Raw genomic sequence first — 16,639 nt, forward strand, 5'->3', positions numbered from 1 at the left:
GAGATTACATCACGATGAAAATGAAAATGGCGCTATCCCTGGACGGGATAGCGCTTTGACGTTTTTGGAGCCGCGCGTCTACGGTAATCGCTGATGAGCGGTACGCTTCTGGATATAACGGATAAACAATTCCGCAAGCTCCGGGTCAAATTGTGTGCCAGAGCATGCTCTCAGCTCCTCAATGGCTTCATCTATATTTTTTGTCTCCTGATATGGACGCTCGGTTGTCATGGCATCAAAGGAATCAATGACGGTCAGCATCCGGCACAGCTTCGGAATTTCTTGTCCCTTCAGGCCATAAGGGTATCCTTGACCGTCGTAGCGCTCATGATGCAGTTCGATATACGGAATCAGATCGGCGAAGCGATCATTCGTCATCACCATTTTTTTGCCCCAGGTTACATGACCCTTAATCGTATCCCATTCTTCTACTGTAAGTTTTTCCTTTTTGTTCAGAATAGACCACGGAATCTCCAGCTTTCCGATATCATGAATCAAGGCCCCGAGCACAAAACGCCGTTTCTCCGCATTGTCCAGCTTGAGCACCTCGCTAATATCCAGCGCGTACTTGTAGACCCTCTTGGAATGTTTGAACGTATCCATGTCTTTGTATTGAAACAGGTTCAGCTGCTGCTCGATGTCACGGACGTCCTGAACCAGATCAATCTCGTGCTCCATGCCGTCATTGCTGCCGTAGCGGTGCACGTTGTTTTTGCCCTGCTTTTTGGCATAATAGAGCGCTTTGTCCGCTTGATCCACCAGTTGAGACTTGTTGTACATATCCACCTGATATGCGGCAACTCCGGCAGAGAAGGAGAGACAACCGTGTGGTAACACCTCGACTCCCTCAAATGGCGTATCATTCAGCTGCTTGCGCAGCTTGTTCATGAAACGGTAGGACTCATCGAGCTCCATGCCTGGCATCAGCAGGGTGAACTCCTCGCCTCCATAGCGAAAAGCAGTAACGGGAGTACCCGCAGTTTTGCGAAGCAGAAAATCCCCGAGCAAGGCTAGCAGGCTGTCACCCTGGAGGTGACCGAACTGATCGTTATATTTTTTGAAATCATCAATATCCAGCAGTCCGAGACAAAGCGGGGTTTCCTGTGTGCGTGCCACATTAAGCTCAATCTCGAGCATGTTCTCGAAATAACTATGATTGAACAGACCTGTCCGCTGATCCGAATTTGCCTTCTCTTCAATGGACTGGTACATGATGAATAGCTGCTTGAACGCGTGGGACAACAGGATGCTAAGACTCAGATACAACAGTAGACCAAGCACGCCGTTATGCACAACCAGAATGGTAAGCACCAGCGACAGAATAAGCGTACATAGATACACCAGAAGGGATTCGGTTACGAATACCCGTTTCATCTGCTGCAATGCATCCTTGGTTGAAAAATGAAAGAACAATCCCAGCGTGATTGTATTAATCATAAAATAAGCTGCCAGAGCAGCAAAATAAGGGAACAGGTTATACCCGTTGATTGCTCCGGCTTGCCCGCCTGTCCACTCAAACACGACAGAGGCTCCTGTGATCATGAGACTATAAATACTGAAGTTGACGACATGCTTCCACCAGGCGAGCTTGCGGTCTTTGACTAACAGTATGATGGAAATCGGCAGCAACACAGAGAGGCTGAATGCTCCGCTGAACATGAATATGCAGGCCAGATACACAGAGGAATCCATGGATTGCTGATTGCCCTTTGGGGGGATCTGGAATGTGAAATAGTCGAGGATGAGCGCAGCTCCCAGCATGGTATAAACCATGACCCATTCGGCTGTAGACAGGTGGAAATAGGACCACTGGTTCGTATAGATAAAAACGCCAATCCCGGTGCAGCTGAGGCCGACAACATACATTTTGCTTCGATCTGCTTTGCGGATAAGGTTACGGATAAAGTTCATAAAAAATCTCCTGCTTGGGTTTAGTCATCTCTTGATGTTAGGGATAAATGAACGCTACAGCACAACGTCTCGTTTACGTGTGAGTAACTTGTTGCATTTATATTGGTTATTCTTGTATAGAGATATACTATATGTTTTTTAACATAACAAGATCGCTCCCAAAAATCCAGCAAGAAAAAACAGGCCGCTCGCAGCCTGTTTGTCTGGTTGGCAGTAGAACCTAGCCGCCAAGCTTGTACCCCGAAGTTAGTGCCACAACGACAGAAGCTACGATGATTGCGTTGATAACAATTCGGGAATATTTGATACCCTCGAATTTCTTCATGGAAAAAGACCTCCCTTCCTTGGAGTCTGTCTGATGCTCATTGGGTTTGGTATGTTTCTGCTGTTTCTGTCTCTGAGGATGACGCTACTTTCGCGCCTCGATTCACCATGATGTGCTGGATGAACAGGAATATACCAACATTCATCACAACATCACCGATGCTGATGACCTGTGTCCGTGGATACGGGCTGGACAGCGGGATGATATCACCGAGGAATGCCAGGTGGGTTGAGGCGTCCATCATGTAATGTTTGGATACAGCTCCGCCTTCCCGAAGCAGATCGACATAAAAGGGACCGAGCACTGCCGAGGCTTCCACAGAAACGGGCATCCGGCCTCCATTGACAGCCATCACGAGAAAGTTAAGAAACACCCCGATCCAGATTAGTGTGAAACCCCGATGATGTCGGTTAATCCACAGGAAACCAAGCCCGGTAATATATACAGCAGCAAACAGATAACCATTTATTGATGCGATCCAGCTCCAGCGTTCCTGCAGATAGAAAATGCCAAATTGAAAGAGCAGCAACAGAGGGAAGATCCAGCCACCGCGTAGCCGGAGTGAAGCAAACTGGTGGAGTCCGTGCCGGACACCGCCTCTGAACAGACCAACAATCAAGCCGATCAGAATACCGTCATATACCATGATTAACTCCTGTTCTTGCGGAGATGCGCAACGGTGATTGCGTGTTTGTGTACATAAGAAATTCGACCTGTTTTTGGCAATTCCTGCATCAGACGTCTGATTTTTAAGAAGAATTTTGTAAATGCATAGACAAAAACCGTCTCACCGAAAAACATAGGTCGAAACCTGAATCCAAATCGGTGAAGACGGTTGTATTGTTTGCTATAAACGGGGAATCTTAGTCAATAAATTGTTTGAAGGCTGATTACTCCGAGCCACCATTCAAATAATTGAAGAAAGGCTGATCCACCCAGAAGTTATACGAGGTGATCTTCGCTTCAGGAGCAAGCTTGCGGAAGCCGTCCTGAATAGCCTTGGCATTTTCTTTCAGTGAGAAGGATTGAGCATAATAATGACCGAGCGTGATTTTGCTATTGGTGATCATCGGGAAGTTCGCCAGTGCTGTCGGAGAATAATACAGCGGCTGCCACCAGGAGTTGATAATGAGCGGTGATGTGCTGTTACTGTTCTTCTTGGCGTAATTCAGTACGATGTCGTTAAAACGTGCTTTGTCAGCTGTATTGTTGAATTCAAACTGAATGTCATATTCCTTGGCATAAGCAATATAGTTTCCATTTTCAATCTGTGTAACTTTGTAATCCGGTGTTTCTTTAGGTTCACCCCATTCCTTCAGATAGATGAAGGCAGAGGTTTTAGGCTGGAACTGCACATCGGCGTCAATGCCTTCACTGCGAAGCAATCCGATCAGCTGCACTGCATGGTTGATGCTGTCATGACCATAAGTCAACGTCAATTCATCAATAAAATTGGAATCGAAGCGGCTGTCCTTGAGGTTGTAACCTGTAACGAGATCCTCACGCAGCGCCTGATCTACAATCTTTCTCAGCTCGGGAGCTTCGATGAGATCAGCTGTGCGATATGCAGCATAGAGCTTGGAGTAGATGTCTGCATCACTGGAGCGTCCGATTTCGTTTTTGTATTTCCCTTGACTGACCAGCACACGTCCAAGCAAGAGGTTGGCTGCATCCTTGCTTGCAGCACCGCCCTTAACAAGCGCGGGATACAAGCTTTCTGGAACCAGTCCTGTATCAATTGCAGCAGCGAGTTCCTGCGCTGATTTTCCTTGCAGGCGGTTAGGCTTGATTCCGGCTTTTGCCAGTGCTTTGGCTGTTTTGTCAGCAGGGTAAGTGTAAGCGAGCTCCTTGAATCCGGCTGCTTTTACGGCAAGGAATACTGCCGCGTAGATGCTCAGCTGATCCTTGGCGTGTACTTCTGTTCCGGTCAAAACTCCGTTATTGAACAGGGCAACGGCTGCATCGTAGGCTGCATCACCCGGTTTAAGATCGCTAAAGGCAGGTGCCTGTGCGGCATCCTTATTTGCAGCTGTGGCCGTAGTGCTTGTTGCTGCAATTGCGGCAATCGCTTGAAGAAAATCACCTTTGGTTGCTTGCTGTGGCAACTGGATACCGTACTTGGCTTGCAGGAATTGAGCAAAATCTGCAGCGCTCTCGCTGTAGACAGCGGCTGGTTTGGTTGAGGGTGCTTGTACAGTCAGTTGAGCCTTGGGTGCAACCGGAACCGGGGTTGCTGTAGCAGCAGAAGCGGGCAGACTGAAGCTGAGACTGCCGAGCGTTACCGGAGCGGCTAGCAGAGCTGCCAGCGTAATTTTTGTGAATTTTTGCAAAAGAAAGTCCTCCTTAGAATGAATTGAATATGATAGGGGAATATGACATAATTCTGACAAAACCTATCAGAATACAATAATTGGATTGACTTTAGCACGGCGTCGCGCCAAATGTCAACGAAAAAAAACCAATCACGGCAGGGCTTCCAGAGGCTGGAAATCCAAATTTTACGAACTTGTTCCATATGAGTGTATACGCTGAAAGTTGTATTGACAAGGATCGACATTATCCGCTAGGATATAAAAAAAGAATATTGAAAAGGGGAATTTTCGAAAATGAAAAGAGGTTTATCGTTCGTCTTATCAATTGTAATGGTCGCTATTTTGCTGGCTGCTTGTGGGAATTCGGCTTCTAAAGACGAACAATCCGCTCAAGGCGGCAATTCTGAAAAATCCCTGCGGATGGCACTTGTACTTCCTGAAAAAATCGGGGTTAACCCTTTCTTTGTACAGATGGATGAAGGCTTCAAAAAAGCAGGCAAGGAGTTCAAGGTAGATACCAAAACGATTGAATCAACAGACCCTGCTGCATTTGAGCAAAACCTTCGTGCAGCTGTTGCCGAGAACTATGATCTGATTATTACAGCAACATTCCAGGCAGAGGATGCACTGAAAAAGGTGGCTGCCGAGAATCCAAACAAGTCGTTTGCAATTGTAGATACGACAGTTGATCTGCCTAACGTTCGTAGCGTTGGTTTCCGTGAGTATGAAGGCGCGTATCTGCTGGGTGCTGCTGCCGGACTTTCTACTAAAACAGATAAAGTGGGCATGATTGCTGCAATGGACGTGCCTTTGATCAAGAAATATACAGAAGGTTTCAGAGCAGGTCTGGAATCGGTTAATCCCAAAGCAGAATTCCTTGTAAACTATGTTGGTGGCTTCAATGACCCTGCCAAAGCGAAAGAGCTGGCACTGGTGCAATTCGGTAAAGGGGCTGACTTCATCGCGGGTGCATCTGCTGTAGGTGATCTCGGCGTGTTCGAAGCTGCAAAAGAAAAAGGCTTCTATACTTCGGGTCAGGATACAGACCGTACAGTAGAAGATCCGGAGCATATCGTGCTTTCTCAGTTGAAATCCACAGATACGGTTGCTTATGAAACTGTGAAGGATTTTGCAGAAGGCAAATTCAAAGCAGGTGCTGTAAACTACGGCTTGAAAGAAGACGGTGTAGGCCTGACTTACGTTACACGTGACAGTCAGTCTCCACTCAATGCATTTGTTGGACAAGAGGTTATCGACAAGGTTAAAGCGATCAAAGATGACATCGTATCCGGTAAAATTGTAGTGAAAGACCCATTGCAACAGTAGTATGGATTGTAAATTCACTTCTTGAATATGATCTGAAATATTTCATATGAAAGAAAAGCCATCCATAGATGGATGAGTAATCAATCTAGTTAGCCGGCTGCCCAACCAGGCAGCCGGTTTTGCTACTGTTAACAGTGACCATTTATGTTGAACTTATATCAACCGAGGGGAGCGAACGCAAGATATGCTGTTGGAGATGGAGCAGATTACGAAGAAATATGGAAACTTCACGGCGAACCGGGAGATCCATTTTAATCTGCGCGAGGGAGAGATTCACGCACTGGTCGGGGAGAATGGAGCTGGAAAAACAACGCTGATGCGTATGCTGTATGGGATGGAGCAGCCCACATCAGGCACGATCAAGGTTCGTGGACGCGAGGTCAGCTTTGCAACACCTTCTCAGGCGATGGCCAGCGGGATCGGCATGGTACATCAGCATTTCATGCTGTTTCCATCCTTTACGGTGGCTGAGAATATTGTGATTGGGCGTGAACCTGCGGCAGCGGGGGTATTTGATCGGAAAAAAGCTGCAGCTCAGGTTGACGAATTGGGCAGACAATATGGAATGCCGGTGGACCCGTGGAAAAAAGTAGCTGAATGCCCGCTCGGCATGCAGCAGCGCGTAGAAATCCTCAAGGTGCTGCATCAGGGAGCAGACATCATTATACTGGATGAACCGTCGGCGGTGCTCACTCCGCTGGAAGTGAAAGAGCTGCTGACAAACATGAGATCACTTGCAAAGCTTGGCAAAACCTTTGTAATCATTACACACAAGCTGCAAGAGGTTATGGATGTTGCGGATCGAATCACTGTGCTGCGGGATGGACAAGTCACAGGTATATTAGAAGCGAAGGAAACGAATGTGGAGGAATTGTCACGTCTGATGGTTGGACGTGAACTGGTTCGTATGGACAAGCAGCCGTCTGTACCGGGTGAAGCTGTACTTCAGGTGGAAGGTGTGCACCTGTCGGGTGCAAGAGATCGGTCAGCACTCAAGGATATTCATATGCACGTTCGAAAAGGCGAAGTAGTGGGCATTGCTGGTATCTCCGGCAATGGTCAATCTGAATTGATTCAGGTGATTGCAGGGCTGCGGAAGCCCGATGGCGGGCGAGTGCTTTTATCGGGGCAGGATACGACAAACTGGCCGGTTCGCCGGATACGGGAGCAGGGACTTGCACATATTCCAGAGGACCGTTACATGTGGGGAGCGGCTAAGGACGCCAGCGTGAAGGAAAACGGATTGATGGGACACCATCATCGCTTGCAGAGACGAGGCATCATTAAGGCCAAAGCAGCCAAGCTTCTCGTGGAGAGCTGGATTAAACAGTTCAGCATCAAGACAGGCTCTGCGGAAACGAAAGCTCAATTTCTGTCAGGTGGTAATTTACAGAAGCTGATTGCAGCCCGTGAATTTGCACAGGATACGCCGTTTTTAATTGCAGCTGAACCGACACGCGGAGTGGATATCGGTGCGATGGAAACGATACATGCTGAATTGCTGCGCAAGCGTAATGAGGGAGCGGGCATTCTGCTGATTTCATCGGAGTTGTCAGAGATTTTGCAATTATCGGATCGCATTATTGTGATGTACGAAGGTGAGATTGCCGGAGAACTTGCAGCAGCGGAAGCGACAGAAGAACAGATCAGCTTGCTGATGGCAGGAGGGAAAGAGCGGGTATGAATCGGGTAAATGAAACACTTCGCGGACTGGTACAGCCGTTGCTTGCCGTACTGATCGGCTTGCTTGCCGGTGCGATTGCCATTCTGGTCGTAGGCGGCAACGTAATAGATACGTACGCAGAGATGTGGAAGGGGGCCTTCGGCAACTTCTACTTCTTCACGAATACACTGGCTCGTGCCACGCCGATTATTCTGGCTGGACTTGGCGTAGCACTGGCCTTCCGCGCCGGATTTTTCAACATGGGTGCGGAAGGTCAGATGATTCTTGGAGGACTCAGTGCGGCGCTCACGGCGCTTTATCTGCCTGGGCCGGGCTGGTTTGTTTGCGTTGTGGCCATTGCTGCGGGCATTCTCGTCGGCGGCCTCTGGTCCCTTTTGGCAGGCTGGCTGGATGCGCGCTTTGGCATGAATCTGTTAATTACGACATTGCTGCTTAACTATATCGCAACTTATTTTGGCGGGTACATGGTTTCGTATCCATTTAAAGACCGGACAGGCTCGGCGGCGATGGCACAGACACCAATGATTGATCAGAGCATCTGGCTGCCCAAGCTGTTTCAGGGCATGGGTCTGCACGCTGGCTTCATTATTGCCGTGGTGGCAGCGATTCTGATCTATTGGTTTACTCACAAAACGGTGACGGGTTATGAGATTCGCATGCTGGGTAGCAATCCTTCCTTTGCGGCATATGGCGGTGTGCGCCGTATTCGCATGATGATGCTGTCGATGGTCATCAGCGGTGGTCTGGCGGGTCTGGCAGGAGCAGGAGAAGTGCTCGGAACACAGTACCGGTTTCTGGATGGCTCGTTATCCTCGGCCAGCTATGCATGGAGCGGTATTATGGCAACATTGCTTGCTCGCTCTCATCCGCTCGGTACAGCCTTTGCCGCGATTCTGCTGGCGGCTTTGCAGACCGGTGCGATGGGCATGGAGCGGAACACGGATGTACCGCTGGAGGTCGGTAGCGTTATTCAGGCGGTCTTGACGTTATTTGTGTCGGCACAGATCGGTTACTCTTTCCTGAAGCGGAGAAAGGAGAAAAAGTCCAATGCAACAACTGTTTGATGCAGCCATGTTTGGCTCAACTCTGCGTATCATGACGCCGATTCTGCTGGCAGCTCTTGGCGGGGCTTTATGCTCGCGTGTCGGTCTGTTCAACGTGGGTCTGGAGGGACTTGTGCTGATTGGCGCGTTCTCTGCGATTGTGGGTAACTATTTGTTTGGCAACGTATTGCTGGCGGTGTTGTTCTCGATCGTCATTGTAATGTTATTCTCGGCGCTCTTCGCGTTTATAAGCATCAACTTGAAGGCCAATGCCATTGTGGTGGGTATATCGCTGAACTTTCTGGCGGCGGGACTCACGACATTTGCCCTGCGTGCGATCTTTGATGTAAAGGGTGCATACTACGACAAGGATATGGTGGGATTGCCGAAATGGGACATTCCATTGATCAAGGATATCCCTTGGGTCGGTACGGTGTTCTCGGGGCACAGCCCGCTCGTTTATCTCGGTATCATTATTGTCATTGCGTTACAGTTCTATCTATTTAAAAGTGTGTCCGGCTTCCGTCTTCGCTCCGTCGGTGAGAATCCGATCGCAGCACAGAGCATCGGCATCAAGGTGCGTGGTATTCAATATGGCGCTGTGCTGATGTGCGGCGTGCTATGTGCACTGGCTGGAGCGCAGCTGTCACTCGGTCAGGTCACGATGTTTACCGAAGGCATGACTGCGGGCCGCGGCTTTATCGCTCTGGTTGCTACGATGCTGGGACAAGCCAATCCGCTTGGGGTGATGGGGTCCAGTGTGCTGTTTGGTTTCATGGAAGCACTCAGTATTCGTCTGCAGGGCTTCTCTCTCCCGACCCATTTCACGATGATGCTGCCGTACATTGTAACACTGGTGGCGATGTTCTTTTTCAAAGACCGGACCTATGCGCAGGATGCATTGAAAGCAGGCGGAAGCTCGCGTTAATAAGGAGGAATCACAAGACATGCATAACAAGGCTGAACGTTTGAAAAAAACGAAAACACCGCCACCAAAAGCAGGCGTCGATTACGGAGATCGGCTGCCTCCAGGTCAGGTGCTGACGGAGAAATTCCCGATTTTGCATGAAGGGGAAGTGCCGGAGTATGACCTCTCCACTTGGGATTTGAAGATTTTTGGTGAAGTCGAAGAAGAGAAGGTGTTCTCTCTGGCCGAGCTTCAGGCGATGCCGCAGGTGAACATGGTCAGTGATATTCACTGTGTTACTCGCTGGTCGAAGTTTGATACACCGTGGGAGGGTATCCGCTTCTCGGAATTTGTGAAGCTGCTTGGCGTTAAGCCGGAAGCGAAGTATGTCATGATCCATGCGGATCATGATTATGAGACGAATGTGCCGCTCGAAGAGCTGATGCATGAGGATGTGCTGCTTGCATTCAAATATAACGGTGAGCCGCTCACGCCTAAGCATGGCTTCCCGCTGCGACTGGTTGTGCCGCAGCTGTACTTCTGGAAAAGTGCAAAGTGGGTGCGTGGGCTGGAATTTATGACAGAGGATCGCAACGGCTTCTGGGAAAGCAATGGTTTCCACCATTTCGCTGACCCGTTCAAGGAGCAGCGCTTCTCGGGCGATGATCTGCCGATTCCTGAGGATGAGTGGACGAAGAAGGAGTTTGATTAATATGCTGATGCCGATATTGCAGATTCATTCGGAGGATATGCCGGCCTATGCGATCGTATGTGGTGACCCTGCCCGTGCGGAGAAGATTTCACGCAAGCTTGAGGATGCCAGAGAACTGGCCTTCAGTCGCGAATATCGTACATTTGTCGGAATGTATGAAGGTGCTCGGCTTGCTGTTGTCAGCCATGGTGTAGGATCACCGGGGGCAGCCGTCTGCTTCGAGGAACTGATTCGTGCCGGGGTGACCACGCTGATTCGTGTAGGTACAGCAGGTTCATATACTGCCGAGTATCCTGCAGGCAGCGTAATTGTAAGCACGGCAGCTGTTCGCTCGGACGGGCTGACTCGTCAGCTTGTACCGGACGGTTTCCCGGCTGTGGCAGATATCGACGTGACCAGCGCATTGGTTGCGGCCGCTCGTGAAGTGGGTAGTGGTGAAGTCGCTTCGGAGGACGAGGCTTCTACTGTGAATGCCCATGCGCCCAAGGTTGGCACAGGCATTACAGTTACGCTGGATGCGTTCTTCACAGGTGTGGAGGACATTCCACATCGCAAGTACAAGCAGGCCGGAGCGCTTGCTGCCGAGATGGAGATTGCAGCGCTCTATATCGTAAGCACCTTGCGCGGTGCGCGGGCTGGAGCGATCGTGGCGATCGACGGCTTCGCAGACAGTGATCTGGCTGCGGAATATGATCCGCATACGGATGCGGTCGCTAAGGCCGTGGAGCACGAGATCGAAGCTGCGCTTCATGCGCTCGCTACACTTGCTCGTCAGGATCAGGCACAGCAATAATGGAACAGGACATACACAATAGCGCCCCTACGGTTATAAACCGTCAGGGACGCTATTTTTGTTGATTACCTTTGACGGGCAGAGATTGTCGGTTAGTTGTATACGATATGAATGGAATAGAAGCCACCATCCGAATTAAAGCGGCCTTCTACGGTAGGAGCACCTTCTTTTGTAAATACGGCACGATCCGACGGGAAAGCCTCTTTTTTTACCGTATGGCCATTCAGATCTATGCCGAGTAGAAGCTTGGCCTGTGCCACACCGGTCTCCTGTAACTGCCTGGCGGTGATAGCCTTCATTTTTCTGTAATATTCATCCACGGCCTCTTGCCCCTTGTTATAAATATCATCACTGAGGCCAATTGCGTTCACAGCTACAACCTGATGTGAGGATTGATCTACCCCGATCCATGTTCCGTATTTTTCAGTGGCATACATAAACTCGTAAATATGTTTCTTTCCTTTGTGCTGTAGCACTACACCCTGCAGCTCCCCCATAGGTAGATCGAGTTTGCCAAACACCGCTTCGGCTGCTTCAATATCCTGTGGGGCTAAGTCCTCGATGGCCGCGTTCTCTTGGGTATAGCTGAGTTTGTTCTTTTCGAAGAAAAAGGAGATTTCATTCTCTTGAATGAATCCAGAGTGAATATTACCTTTCAGATCAACCAGTAGCTGGCTTGGGAAAGGTGTGCCAAGCACATTAAAATCCCAACCGATACCGTCGAGGTAACTGCCTTTATCCAGCTTGTATGTTTTTTGGGTCAGCGTTTTGAGCGTTTGTTCTACTTTTTTGATAACCGCTGCTGGTGCCGGGGTTGTTTTGCTGGATGCTGCTGCGGAGACGGTGGTGGATGCTTCGGTCTTTGCTTTGGCAGCGCTTGCCGAAGGGGAGAATGGAGCGACGGATATTGTGGCGATGATTCCTGCTAACGCCATGGTACTGAATACGTTGTAGAGTGACCTCACAATAAATACCTCCAAGTATAATGATTTGTCTATCCATCTATATAACAGTTCGAGGAAGTACTTTTGTGACACATCACAGGGCCTAAGTCCATAAAAATAATTTTTTCCCTTGTAAGGAGAGAAAGCGACAGGTTCACTTTGGTGTATTCCGTATGATATTGAAATCATTGGGTAACGATATACAGGAACATAATCCAACATGAAACTGCAAAAGGAGGACTCACACGATGACACAGAACAATCAACCTCAGGATGAAGCAGCGATTCGCAACAAGATGGACGAAGACGGCGATTCCTTGATGGAAAAAAAGAAGATGATGAACGGCGTGGACATTGAGCCGCAGGCAGATGAGTGGGCAGCCAAGCCGTCGCCGGTTGCGTTTAATGAAGAAAACCATACGTCTGCCAAAAAATAAGGGTCTATCCGAATAGACTGATCAACAGGGCAGGTACCGCAGGATGGTATCTGCTTTTTCATCCTTGTATAATGTTGGGGAAACATCGTGAAAGGGTGAGGGAAGAGGATGAATAACGCAGTGCAGATTCGAAAGGCGCAATTAGCGGATTACACCGGTGTGTCAAGGCTGCTGGATGATCTGCATGAGATGCATGTACAGGCAAGGCCGGACATATACAAGCCTTTGCAGCCCAGGCTGGGAGAACAGGAATATACGGATTGGCTGTCCATGGAGCAGCGCTATTGTTATATCGCGGAGCATGCGGAGACAAGGGAGCTGATCGGATTCAGCAGTGCACAGCTGAGCGTGATTCGGGAGCACTCTCTTTTTGCTGATCGCAAGATGCTCTACATTCATGAACTGGTGGTGGATTCTACCCATAGGGGGTATGGCACAGGTAAACGCTTAATGCAAACGATGCTGGAGCTGGGACGGGAGTTGAAGGCAGACCATCTGGAGTTAACGGTTTCAACGTTTAACTCGCATGCGCAGAGCTTCTATGAGCAGATGGGGCTGAAGGTGCGCAGCAGCAGAATGGAATACGAATTGTAAGTACATACACAGAACGTTCATTTTAAAAAAACAGAAAACTCTTGAATACCCCATGGGGGTATGTTAAGCTACAGAAAGAATGAATGAAAAGGGGTGTTATGATGGAACATCAAAGCCATCCCGAAGAGCCTCTATTCGTTGCTGCGGAGGGTTCTGCCAAGGTTATGCAGGCAGATACAGGAGCGCAGACGAATGCACATGAAGGTGGAATTTCTGCCTCCAATGATCAGGCAGATTCAGCACAGAAGTCTGAGCAACAAGCGGCGGATTCATGCCACGCGGTGAATCTGGACAAGGACGGCAAGCCTGTTCGTCAGAGCCACCATTCGCAGGAGATGAAGAGCAATCTGATCTCTCGATTGAACCGGGTGGAGGGACAGATTCGCGGCATCAAGGGTCTGATTGAGAAGGACACATATTGTGATGATGTGTTAACCCAGATTGCCGCAGCACAGTCTGCGCTGAATTCGGTGGGCAAGCTTTTGCTGGAAGGGCATATGAAAAGCTGTATTGTGGAACGTATCCAGGCTGGTGAGCACGAGGTTGTGGATGAATTGCTGGTTACCGTCAGGAAGCTGATGAAGTAACCTGCAGGTGATACCAGATGATACAGCCGTAAAATCAAATACAAACATATCCGGGGAGGAATAGAGTATGTCTAATGTTACGTTGAATGTCAAAGGAATGTCTTGTAATCACTGCGTGAAATCTGTTGAAGAAGCGGTGAAAAATGCGGGAGCGAGTGGTCAGGTCGATCTGGCAGCCGGAACGGTAGCTGTAGAATACAATGAGCAAGCCGTTACGGTAGAGCAGATCAAAGCTGCAATTGAAGATCAAGGATATGACGTTGTTTAAGGTGACCCAAGGGATCATTCCAAGATAAAACCAATATGTGTAGATGTTAAAGGCTTAAGCCATATGATCTGAGGGCGGTTTAAGCCTGATTTTCTGTCTTATATATACCCCTATGGGGTATGCGGAAATTTGGAGTTAATGAAAGGAGAGGACATGATGACAAACGTATCGGAACAGGCAGAGCCTGCCCACACCCCTGCGGTACAGCCGGGTCTGAAGACAACGCTGCATATCACGGGTATGACCTGTGCGGCCTGCTCAACCCGTGTGGAGAAGGGCCTTTCCCGCATGGAAGGTGTGCATGAGGCTAATGTAAATCTGGCCATCGAACAGGCGACAATCTCGTATGACCCCGGAAGGACAAACGTAAACGCCCTGAGAGACAAGGTTGCGGCGCTGGGGTACGGTACAGTGACGGAATCTGTAGATCTGGATATAACGGGCATGACCTGTGCGGCCTGCTCTGCACGGATCGAGAAGGGACTGTCCAGGCTGCCGGGTGTGACACAGGCCAACGTGAATCTGGCACTGGAGACAGGACATATCGAATATGCCGCCGGAGCGCTCAAACCTTCCGATATTACGGCCAAGATCAAGCAGCTCGGCTATGGTGCAGAATTACAGTTGACACAGGAGGAATCGACCTCGGTTCGCGAGAAGGAGCTGCAGCGCAAGAAGTGGAAGTGGATCATCTCTGCGATCTTGTCCGTTCCGCTATTGTGGGCTATGGTAGGGCATTTCTCGTTTACCTCGGGAATATATGTGCCAGAGCTGTTTATGAATCCATGGTTTCAACTGCTGCTGGCAACCCCGGTGCAATTTGTGATTGGATGGCAGTTCTATGTAGGTGCATACAAGGCGCTCCGCAACGGCAGTGCGAATATGGATGTGCTCGTTGCACTTGGAACCAGTGCGGCCTATTTCTACAGTCTGTATCTGACGTTAACGAGCGGATATCTGCCTGCTGTTAGTACGGGCCAGGGGATGAATCATGGTGCAATGGGAGCGGATATGAGCACCGCTGTTGGTGCCGCTACTGCTGCTTCTATGCCGATGGTTGAGCTGTATTATGAGACAAGTGCTATTCTGATTACGTTGATTTTGCTCGGAAAATGGTTTGAGGCTGTGGCGAAGGGGCGCTCTTCACAGGCGATCAAAAGCCTGGTTGAATTGACTCCGCGTGAAGCACGCGTCATTCGTGATGGAGAGGAAGTGCTGGTTCCGGCCGCCTATGTAGCTGTGGGCGAGCTGGTTCTGGTCAAGCCGGGAGATAGCATCCCGGTGGACGGGATTGTAGAAGAGGGGCAATCGTCTGTAGATGAGTCCATGCTGAGCGGTGAAAGTCTGCCTGTGGATAAAAAGTCTGGGGATTCCGTCACCGGGGCGACACTAAACAAAAACGGTGTTCTTCGCGTTCGGGCTACCCGTGTAGGCTCAGACACGGCTTTATCGCAGATTATCAAGGTGGTGGAGCAGGCTCAAGGCTCGAAAGCGCCCATTCAGCGGATTGCCGATGTGATCTCGGGTATTTTTGTACCCATTGTGGTGGGGATTGCGATACTGACCTTTGTGATCTGGTATCTGTTTGCAAGCCAGGGAGACTTCGCGGGATCATTGGAAAAAGCTATAGCTGTCCTTGTTATCGCCTGTCCATGTGCGCTCGGACTGGCAACACCGACCTCTATTATGGCTGGATCGGGCCGAGCAGCGGAATACGGTATTCTGTTCAAGGGTGGTGAGCATCTGGAGTCTGCCCAGCAGATTCAGACGGTCGTGCTCGACAAAACAGGAACCGTTACTCAAGGTAAGCCTGTATTAACTGATGTGATAACCGCACCAGATTGGACAGAAACAGAGCTGCTTAAACGTGTCGGAGCGGCGGAGCATAGCTCGGAGCATCCGTTAGCAGAGGCAATTGTAAGCGGCATTCGGGAGAAAGGTTTGCTTATTGATGCAGCAGAATCGTTTGAGAACAAGCCGGGATATGGCGTGCGTGCTATCGTTTCCGATGAGGAAATTCTGGTGGGAACCCGCCGCCTGCTCGCTGATGCAAATGTAGAAGTGCCGGAGGAAATACGGCAGAAGATGAACCGGCTTGAGGAGCAGGGGCGTACAGCGATGCTTGTTGCCGTTCAAGGGCAATGGGCGGGTATCGTTGCTGTAGCCGATACGATCAAGGATACTTCCCGCGAAGCCATCGGGCGTCTCCAGGCTATGGGAATGGATGTCATCATGATCACAGGGGACAATGAACGAACAGCTAGAGCTGTCGCGGAACAAGCGGGTATTCATCGCGTTTTGGCAGAAGTGCTGCCGGAGGGCAAAGCCGCAGAAGTGAAGAAGCTGCAGGAGAGCGGCCGCAAGATAGCGATGGTCGGGGACGGCATCAATGATGCTCCTGCACTGGCTACAGCGGATATCGGCATGGCAATTGGAACGGGAACGGACGTAGCGATGGAGGCGGCAGATATTACGCTGATGCGTGGTGATCTGAACAGCATTGCCGATGCGATTGAGATCAGCCGGCGAACGATGGGCAATATCAAGCAAAACCTGTTCTGGGCGCTGGGCTACAATGTGATTGGCATACCGATTGCGGCAGCAGGTTTCCTGGCTCCATGGCTGGCAGGAGCTGCAATGGCGTTCAGCTCGGTGTCCGTTGTGCTGAACGCACTGCGTTTACAGCGGATGAAGCTGAAGAAGGAATCATGAAATGATTCTTTAAATGATTCTTTAAATGGTGTGATGTGTAGCAGAGGTTATGGTAAGCAAGGATCAAAAATTAGAAGATGCGCG

15 protein-coding genes are annotated in these 16,639 nt (G+C 49.7%); 11 read left to right on the plus strand and 4 right to left on the minus strand.

Translation table 11 applies throughout. The features are described 5' to 3' along the window. Positions 1 to 78: 78 nt before the first annotated feature. The 3 genes from DFQ00_RS19415 to DFQ00_RS19425 all read right to left on the minus strand — a co-directional run bounded on the left by DFQ00_RS19415 (position 79) and on the right by DFQ00_RS19425 (position 4,566). Complete coding sequence (locus DFQ00_RS19415; RefSeq protein WP_110898137.1) at positions 79 to 1,911, minus strand: bifunctional diguanylate cyclase/phosphohydrolase; 1,833 nt, start codon at positions 1,909 to 1,911, stop codon at positions 79 to 81. A gap of 362 nt (positions 1,912 to 2,273) precedes the next feature. After that, positions 2,274 to 2,882, minus strand: coding sequence for a DUF5317 domain-containing protein (locus DFQ00_RS19420; protein WP_110898138.1), 609 nt, complete (start codon positions 2,880 to 2,882; stop codon positions 2,274 to 2,276). A gap of 244 nt (positions 2,883 to 3,126) precedes the next feature. Continuing rightward, the gene (locus DFQ00_RS19425) at positions 3,127 to 4,566 is read right to left on the minus strand and encodes a hypothetical protein (RefSeq protein ID WP_110898139.1); all 1,440 of its coding nucleotides are present in this window, start codon (positions 4,564 to 4,566) and stop codon (positions 3,127 to 3,129) included. 276 nt (positions 4,567 to 4,842) lie between these two features. On the opposite strand from DFQ00_RS19425, the gene DFQ00_RS19430 reads away from it, so the two are divergent. From DFQ00_RS19430 to DFQ00_RS19455, 6 genes are all read left to right on the plus strand, one after another. Then, positions 4,843 to 5,874 carry a BMP family lipoprotein gene (locus DFQ00_RS19430; protein WP_110898140.1) on the plus strand — a complete coding sequence of 344 codons (1,032 nt, stop codon included), beginning with the start codon at positions 4,843 to 4,845 and terminating at the stop codon, positions 5,872 to 5,874. Between the two features lie 184 nt (positions 5,875 to 6,058). Beyond that, entirely contained in the window at positions 6,059 to 7,558 is a 1,500-nt protein-coding gene (locus tag DFQ00_RS19435; protein WP_110898141.1) for an ABC transporter ATP-binding protein, read from the plus strand. Next, positions 7,555 to 8,622, plus strand: coding sequence for an ABC transporter permease (locus DFQ00_RS19440; protein ID WP_110898142.1), 1,068 nt, complete (start codon positions 7,555 to 7,557; stop codon positions 8,620 to 8,622). Before DFQ00_RS19435 ends, DFQ00_RS19440 begins: the two co-directional genes overlap by 4 nt. Continuing rightward, positions 8,606 to 9,529: an ABC transporter permease gene (locus DFQ00_RS19445; protein WP_110898143.1), complete on the plus strand. Its 924-nt coding sequence runs from the start codon at positions 8,606 to 8,608 to the stop codon at positions 9,527 to 9,529. The genes DFQ00_RS19440 and DFQ00_RS19445 overlap by 17 nt, the downstream gene beginning before the upstream one ends. A gap of 19 nt (positions 9,530 to 9,548) precedes the next feature. Further along, the gene (locus DFQ00_RS19450) at positions 9,549 to 10,220 is read left to right on the plus strand and encodes a sulfite oxidase-like oxidoreductase (RefSeq protein ID WP_110898144.1); all 672 of its coding nucleotides are present in this window, start codon (positions 9,549 to 9,551) and stop codon (positions 10,218 to 10,220) included. 1 nt (position 10,221) lies between these two features. Beyond that, entirely contained in the window at positions 10,222 to 11,013 is a 792-nt protein-coding gene (locus DFQ00_RS19455; protein WP_110898145.1) for a nucleoside phosphorylase, read from the plus strand. Positions 11,014 to 11,105: 92 nt separating this feature from the next. On the opposite strand, the gene DFQ00_RS19460 is transcribed toward DFQ00_RS19455, so the two are convergent. Beyond that, on the minus strand, positions 11,106 to 11,978 hold the full coding sequence (locus DFQ00_RS19460) for a hypothetical protein (protein WP_110898146.1): 873 nt from the start codon (positions 11,976 to 11,978) through the stop codon (positions 11,106 to 11,108). Between the two features lie 227 nt (positions 11,979 to 12,205). On the opposite strand from DFQ00_RS19460, the gene DFQ00_RS19465 reads away from it, so the two are divergent. The 5 genes from DFQ00_RS19465 (at position 12,206) to DFQ00_RS19485 (ending at position 16,555) form a co-directional block, all read left to right on the plus strand. Further along, the gene (locus DFQ00_RS19465) at positions 12,206 to 12,394 is read left to right on the plus strand and encodes a hypothetical protein (protein ID WP_110898147.1); all 189 of its coding nucleotides are present in this window, start codon (positions 12,206 to 12,208) and stop codon (positions 12,392 to 12,394) included. A 108-nt stretch (positions 12,395 to 12,502) separates the two neighbouring features. Beyond that, the gene (locus tag DFQ00_RS19470; RefSeq protein ID WP_110898148.1) at positions 12,503 to 12,988 is read left to right on the plus strand and encodes a GNAT family N-acetyltransferase; all 486 of its coding nucleotides are present in this window, start codon (positions 12,503 to 12,505) and stop codon (positions 12,986 to 12,988) included. Between the two features lie 164 nt (positions 12,989 to 13,152). Beyond that, positions 13,153 to 13,575, plus strand: a complete 423-nt coding sequence (locus DFQ00_RS30185; protein WP_110898224.1) for a metal-sensitive transcriptional regulator — start codon at positions 13,153 to 13,155, stop codon at positions 13,573 to 13,575. A gap of 67 nt (positions 13,576 to 13,642) precedes the next feature. After that, complete coding sequence (locus tag DFQ00_RS19480) at positions 13,643 to 13,843, plus strand: copper ion binding protein (protein WP_110898149.1); 201 nt, start codon at positions 13,643 to 13,645, stop codon at positions 13,841 to 13,843. Between the two features lie 156 nt (positions 13,844 to 13,999). Beyond that, positions 14,000 to 16,555 carry a heavy metal translocating P-type ATPase gene (locus DFQ00_RS19485; protein WP_174812323.1) on the plus strand — a complete coding sequence of 852 codons (2,556 nt, stop codon included), beginning with the start codon at positions 14,000 to 14,002 and terminating at the stop codon, positions 16,553 to 16,555. The last annotated feature ends 84 nt before the right edge of the window (positions 16,556 to 16,639 follow it).

It is taken from the genome of Paenibacillus barcinonensis (genome assembly GCF_003217495.1).
GTDB classification, from domain to species: Bacteria; Bacillota; Bacilli; order Paenibacillales; family Paenibacillaceae; genus Paenibacillus; species Paenibacillus barcinonensis.

Bases quoted from the DNA above. Each gene is read 5' to 3' on its own strand.
- DFQ00_RS19435 (WP_110898141.1), top strand. From the start codon at position 6,059: ATGCTGTTGGAGATGGAGCAGATTACGAAGAAATATGGAAACTTCACG.
- DFQ00_RS19415 (WP_110898137.1), bottom strand. From the start codon at position 1,911: ATGAACTTTATCCGTAACCTTATCCGCAAAGCAGATCGAAGCAAAATG.
- DFQ00_RS19445 (WP_110898143.1), top strand. From the start codon at position 8,606: ATGCAACAACTGTTTGATGCAGCCATGTTTGGCTCAACTCTGCGTATC.
- DFQ00_RS19440 (WP_110898142.1), top strand. From the start codon at position 7,555: ATGAATCGGGTAAATGAAACACTTCGCGGACTGGTACAGCCGTTGCTT.
- DFQ00_RS30185 (WP_110898224.1), top strand. From the start codon at position 13,153: ATGCAGGCAGATACAGGAGCGCAGACGAATGCACATGAAGGTGGAATT.
- DFQ00_RS19480 (WP_110898149.1), top strand. From the start codon at position 13,643: ATGTCTAATGTTACGTTGAATGTCAAAGGAATGTCTTGTAATCACTGC.
- DFQ00_RS19450 (WP_110898144.1), top strand. From the start codon at position 9,549: ATGCATAACAAGGCTGAACGTTTGAAAAAAACGAAAACACCGCCACCA.
- DFQ00_RS19485 (WP_174812323.1), top strand. From the start codon at position 14,000: ATGACAAACGTATCGGAACAGGCAGAGCCTGCCCACACCCCTGCGGTA.
- DFQ00_RS19465 (WP_110898147.1), top strand. From the start codon at position 12,206: ATGACACAGAACAATCAACCTCAGGATGAAGCAGCGATTCGCAACAAG.
- DFQ00_RS19430 (WP_110898140.1), top strand. From the start codon at position 4,843: ATGAAAAGAGGTTTATCGTTCGTCTTATCAATTGTAATGGTCGCTATT.
- DFQ00_RS19455 (WP_110898145.1), top strand. From the start codon at position 10,222: ATGCTGATGCCGATATTGCAGATTCATTCGGAGGATATGCCGGCCTAT.
- DFQ00_RS19420 (WP_110898138.1), bottom strand. From the start codon at position 2,882: ATGGTATATGACGGTATTCTGATCGGCTTGATTGTTGGTCTGTTCAGA.
- DFQ00_RS19470 (WP_110898148.1), top strand. From the start codon at position 12,503: ATGAATAACGCAGTGCAGATTCGAAAGGCGCAATTAGCGGATTACACC.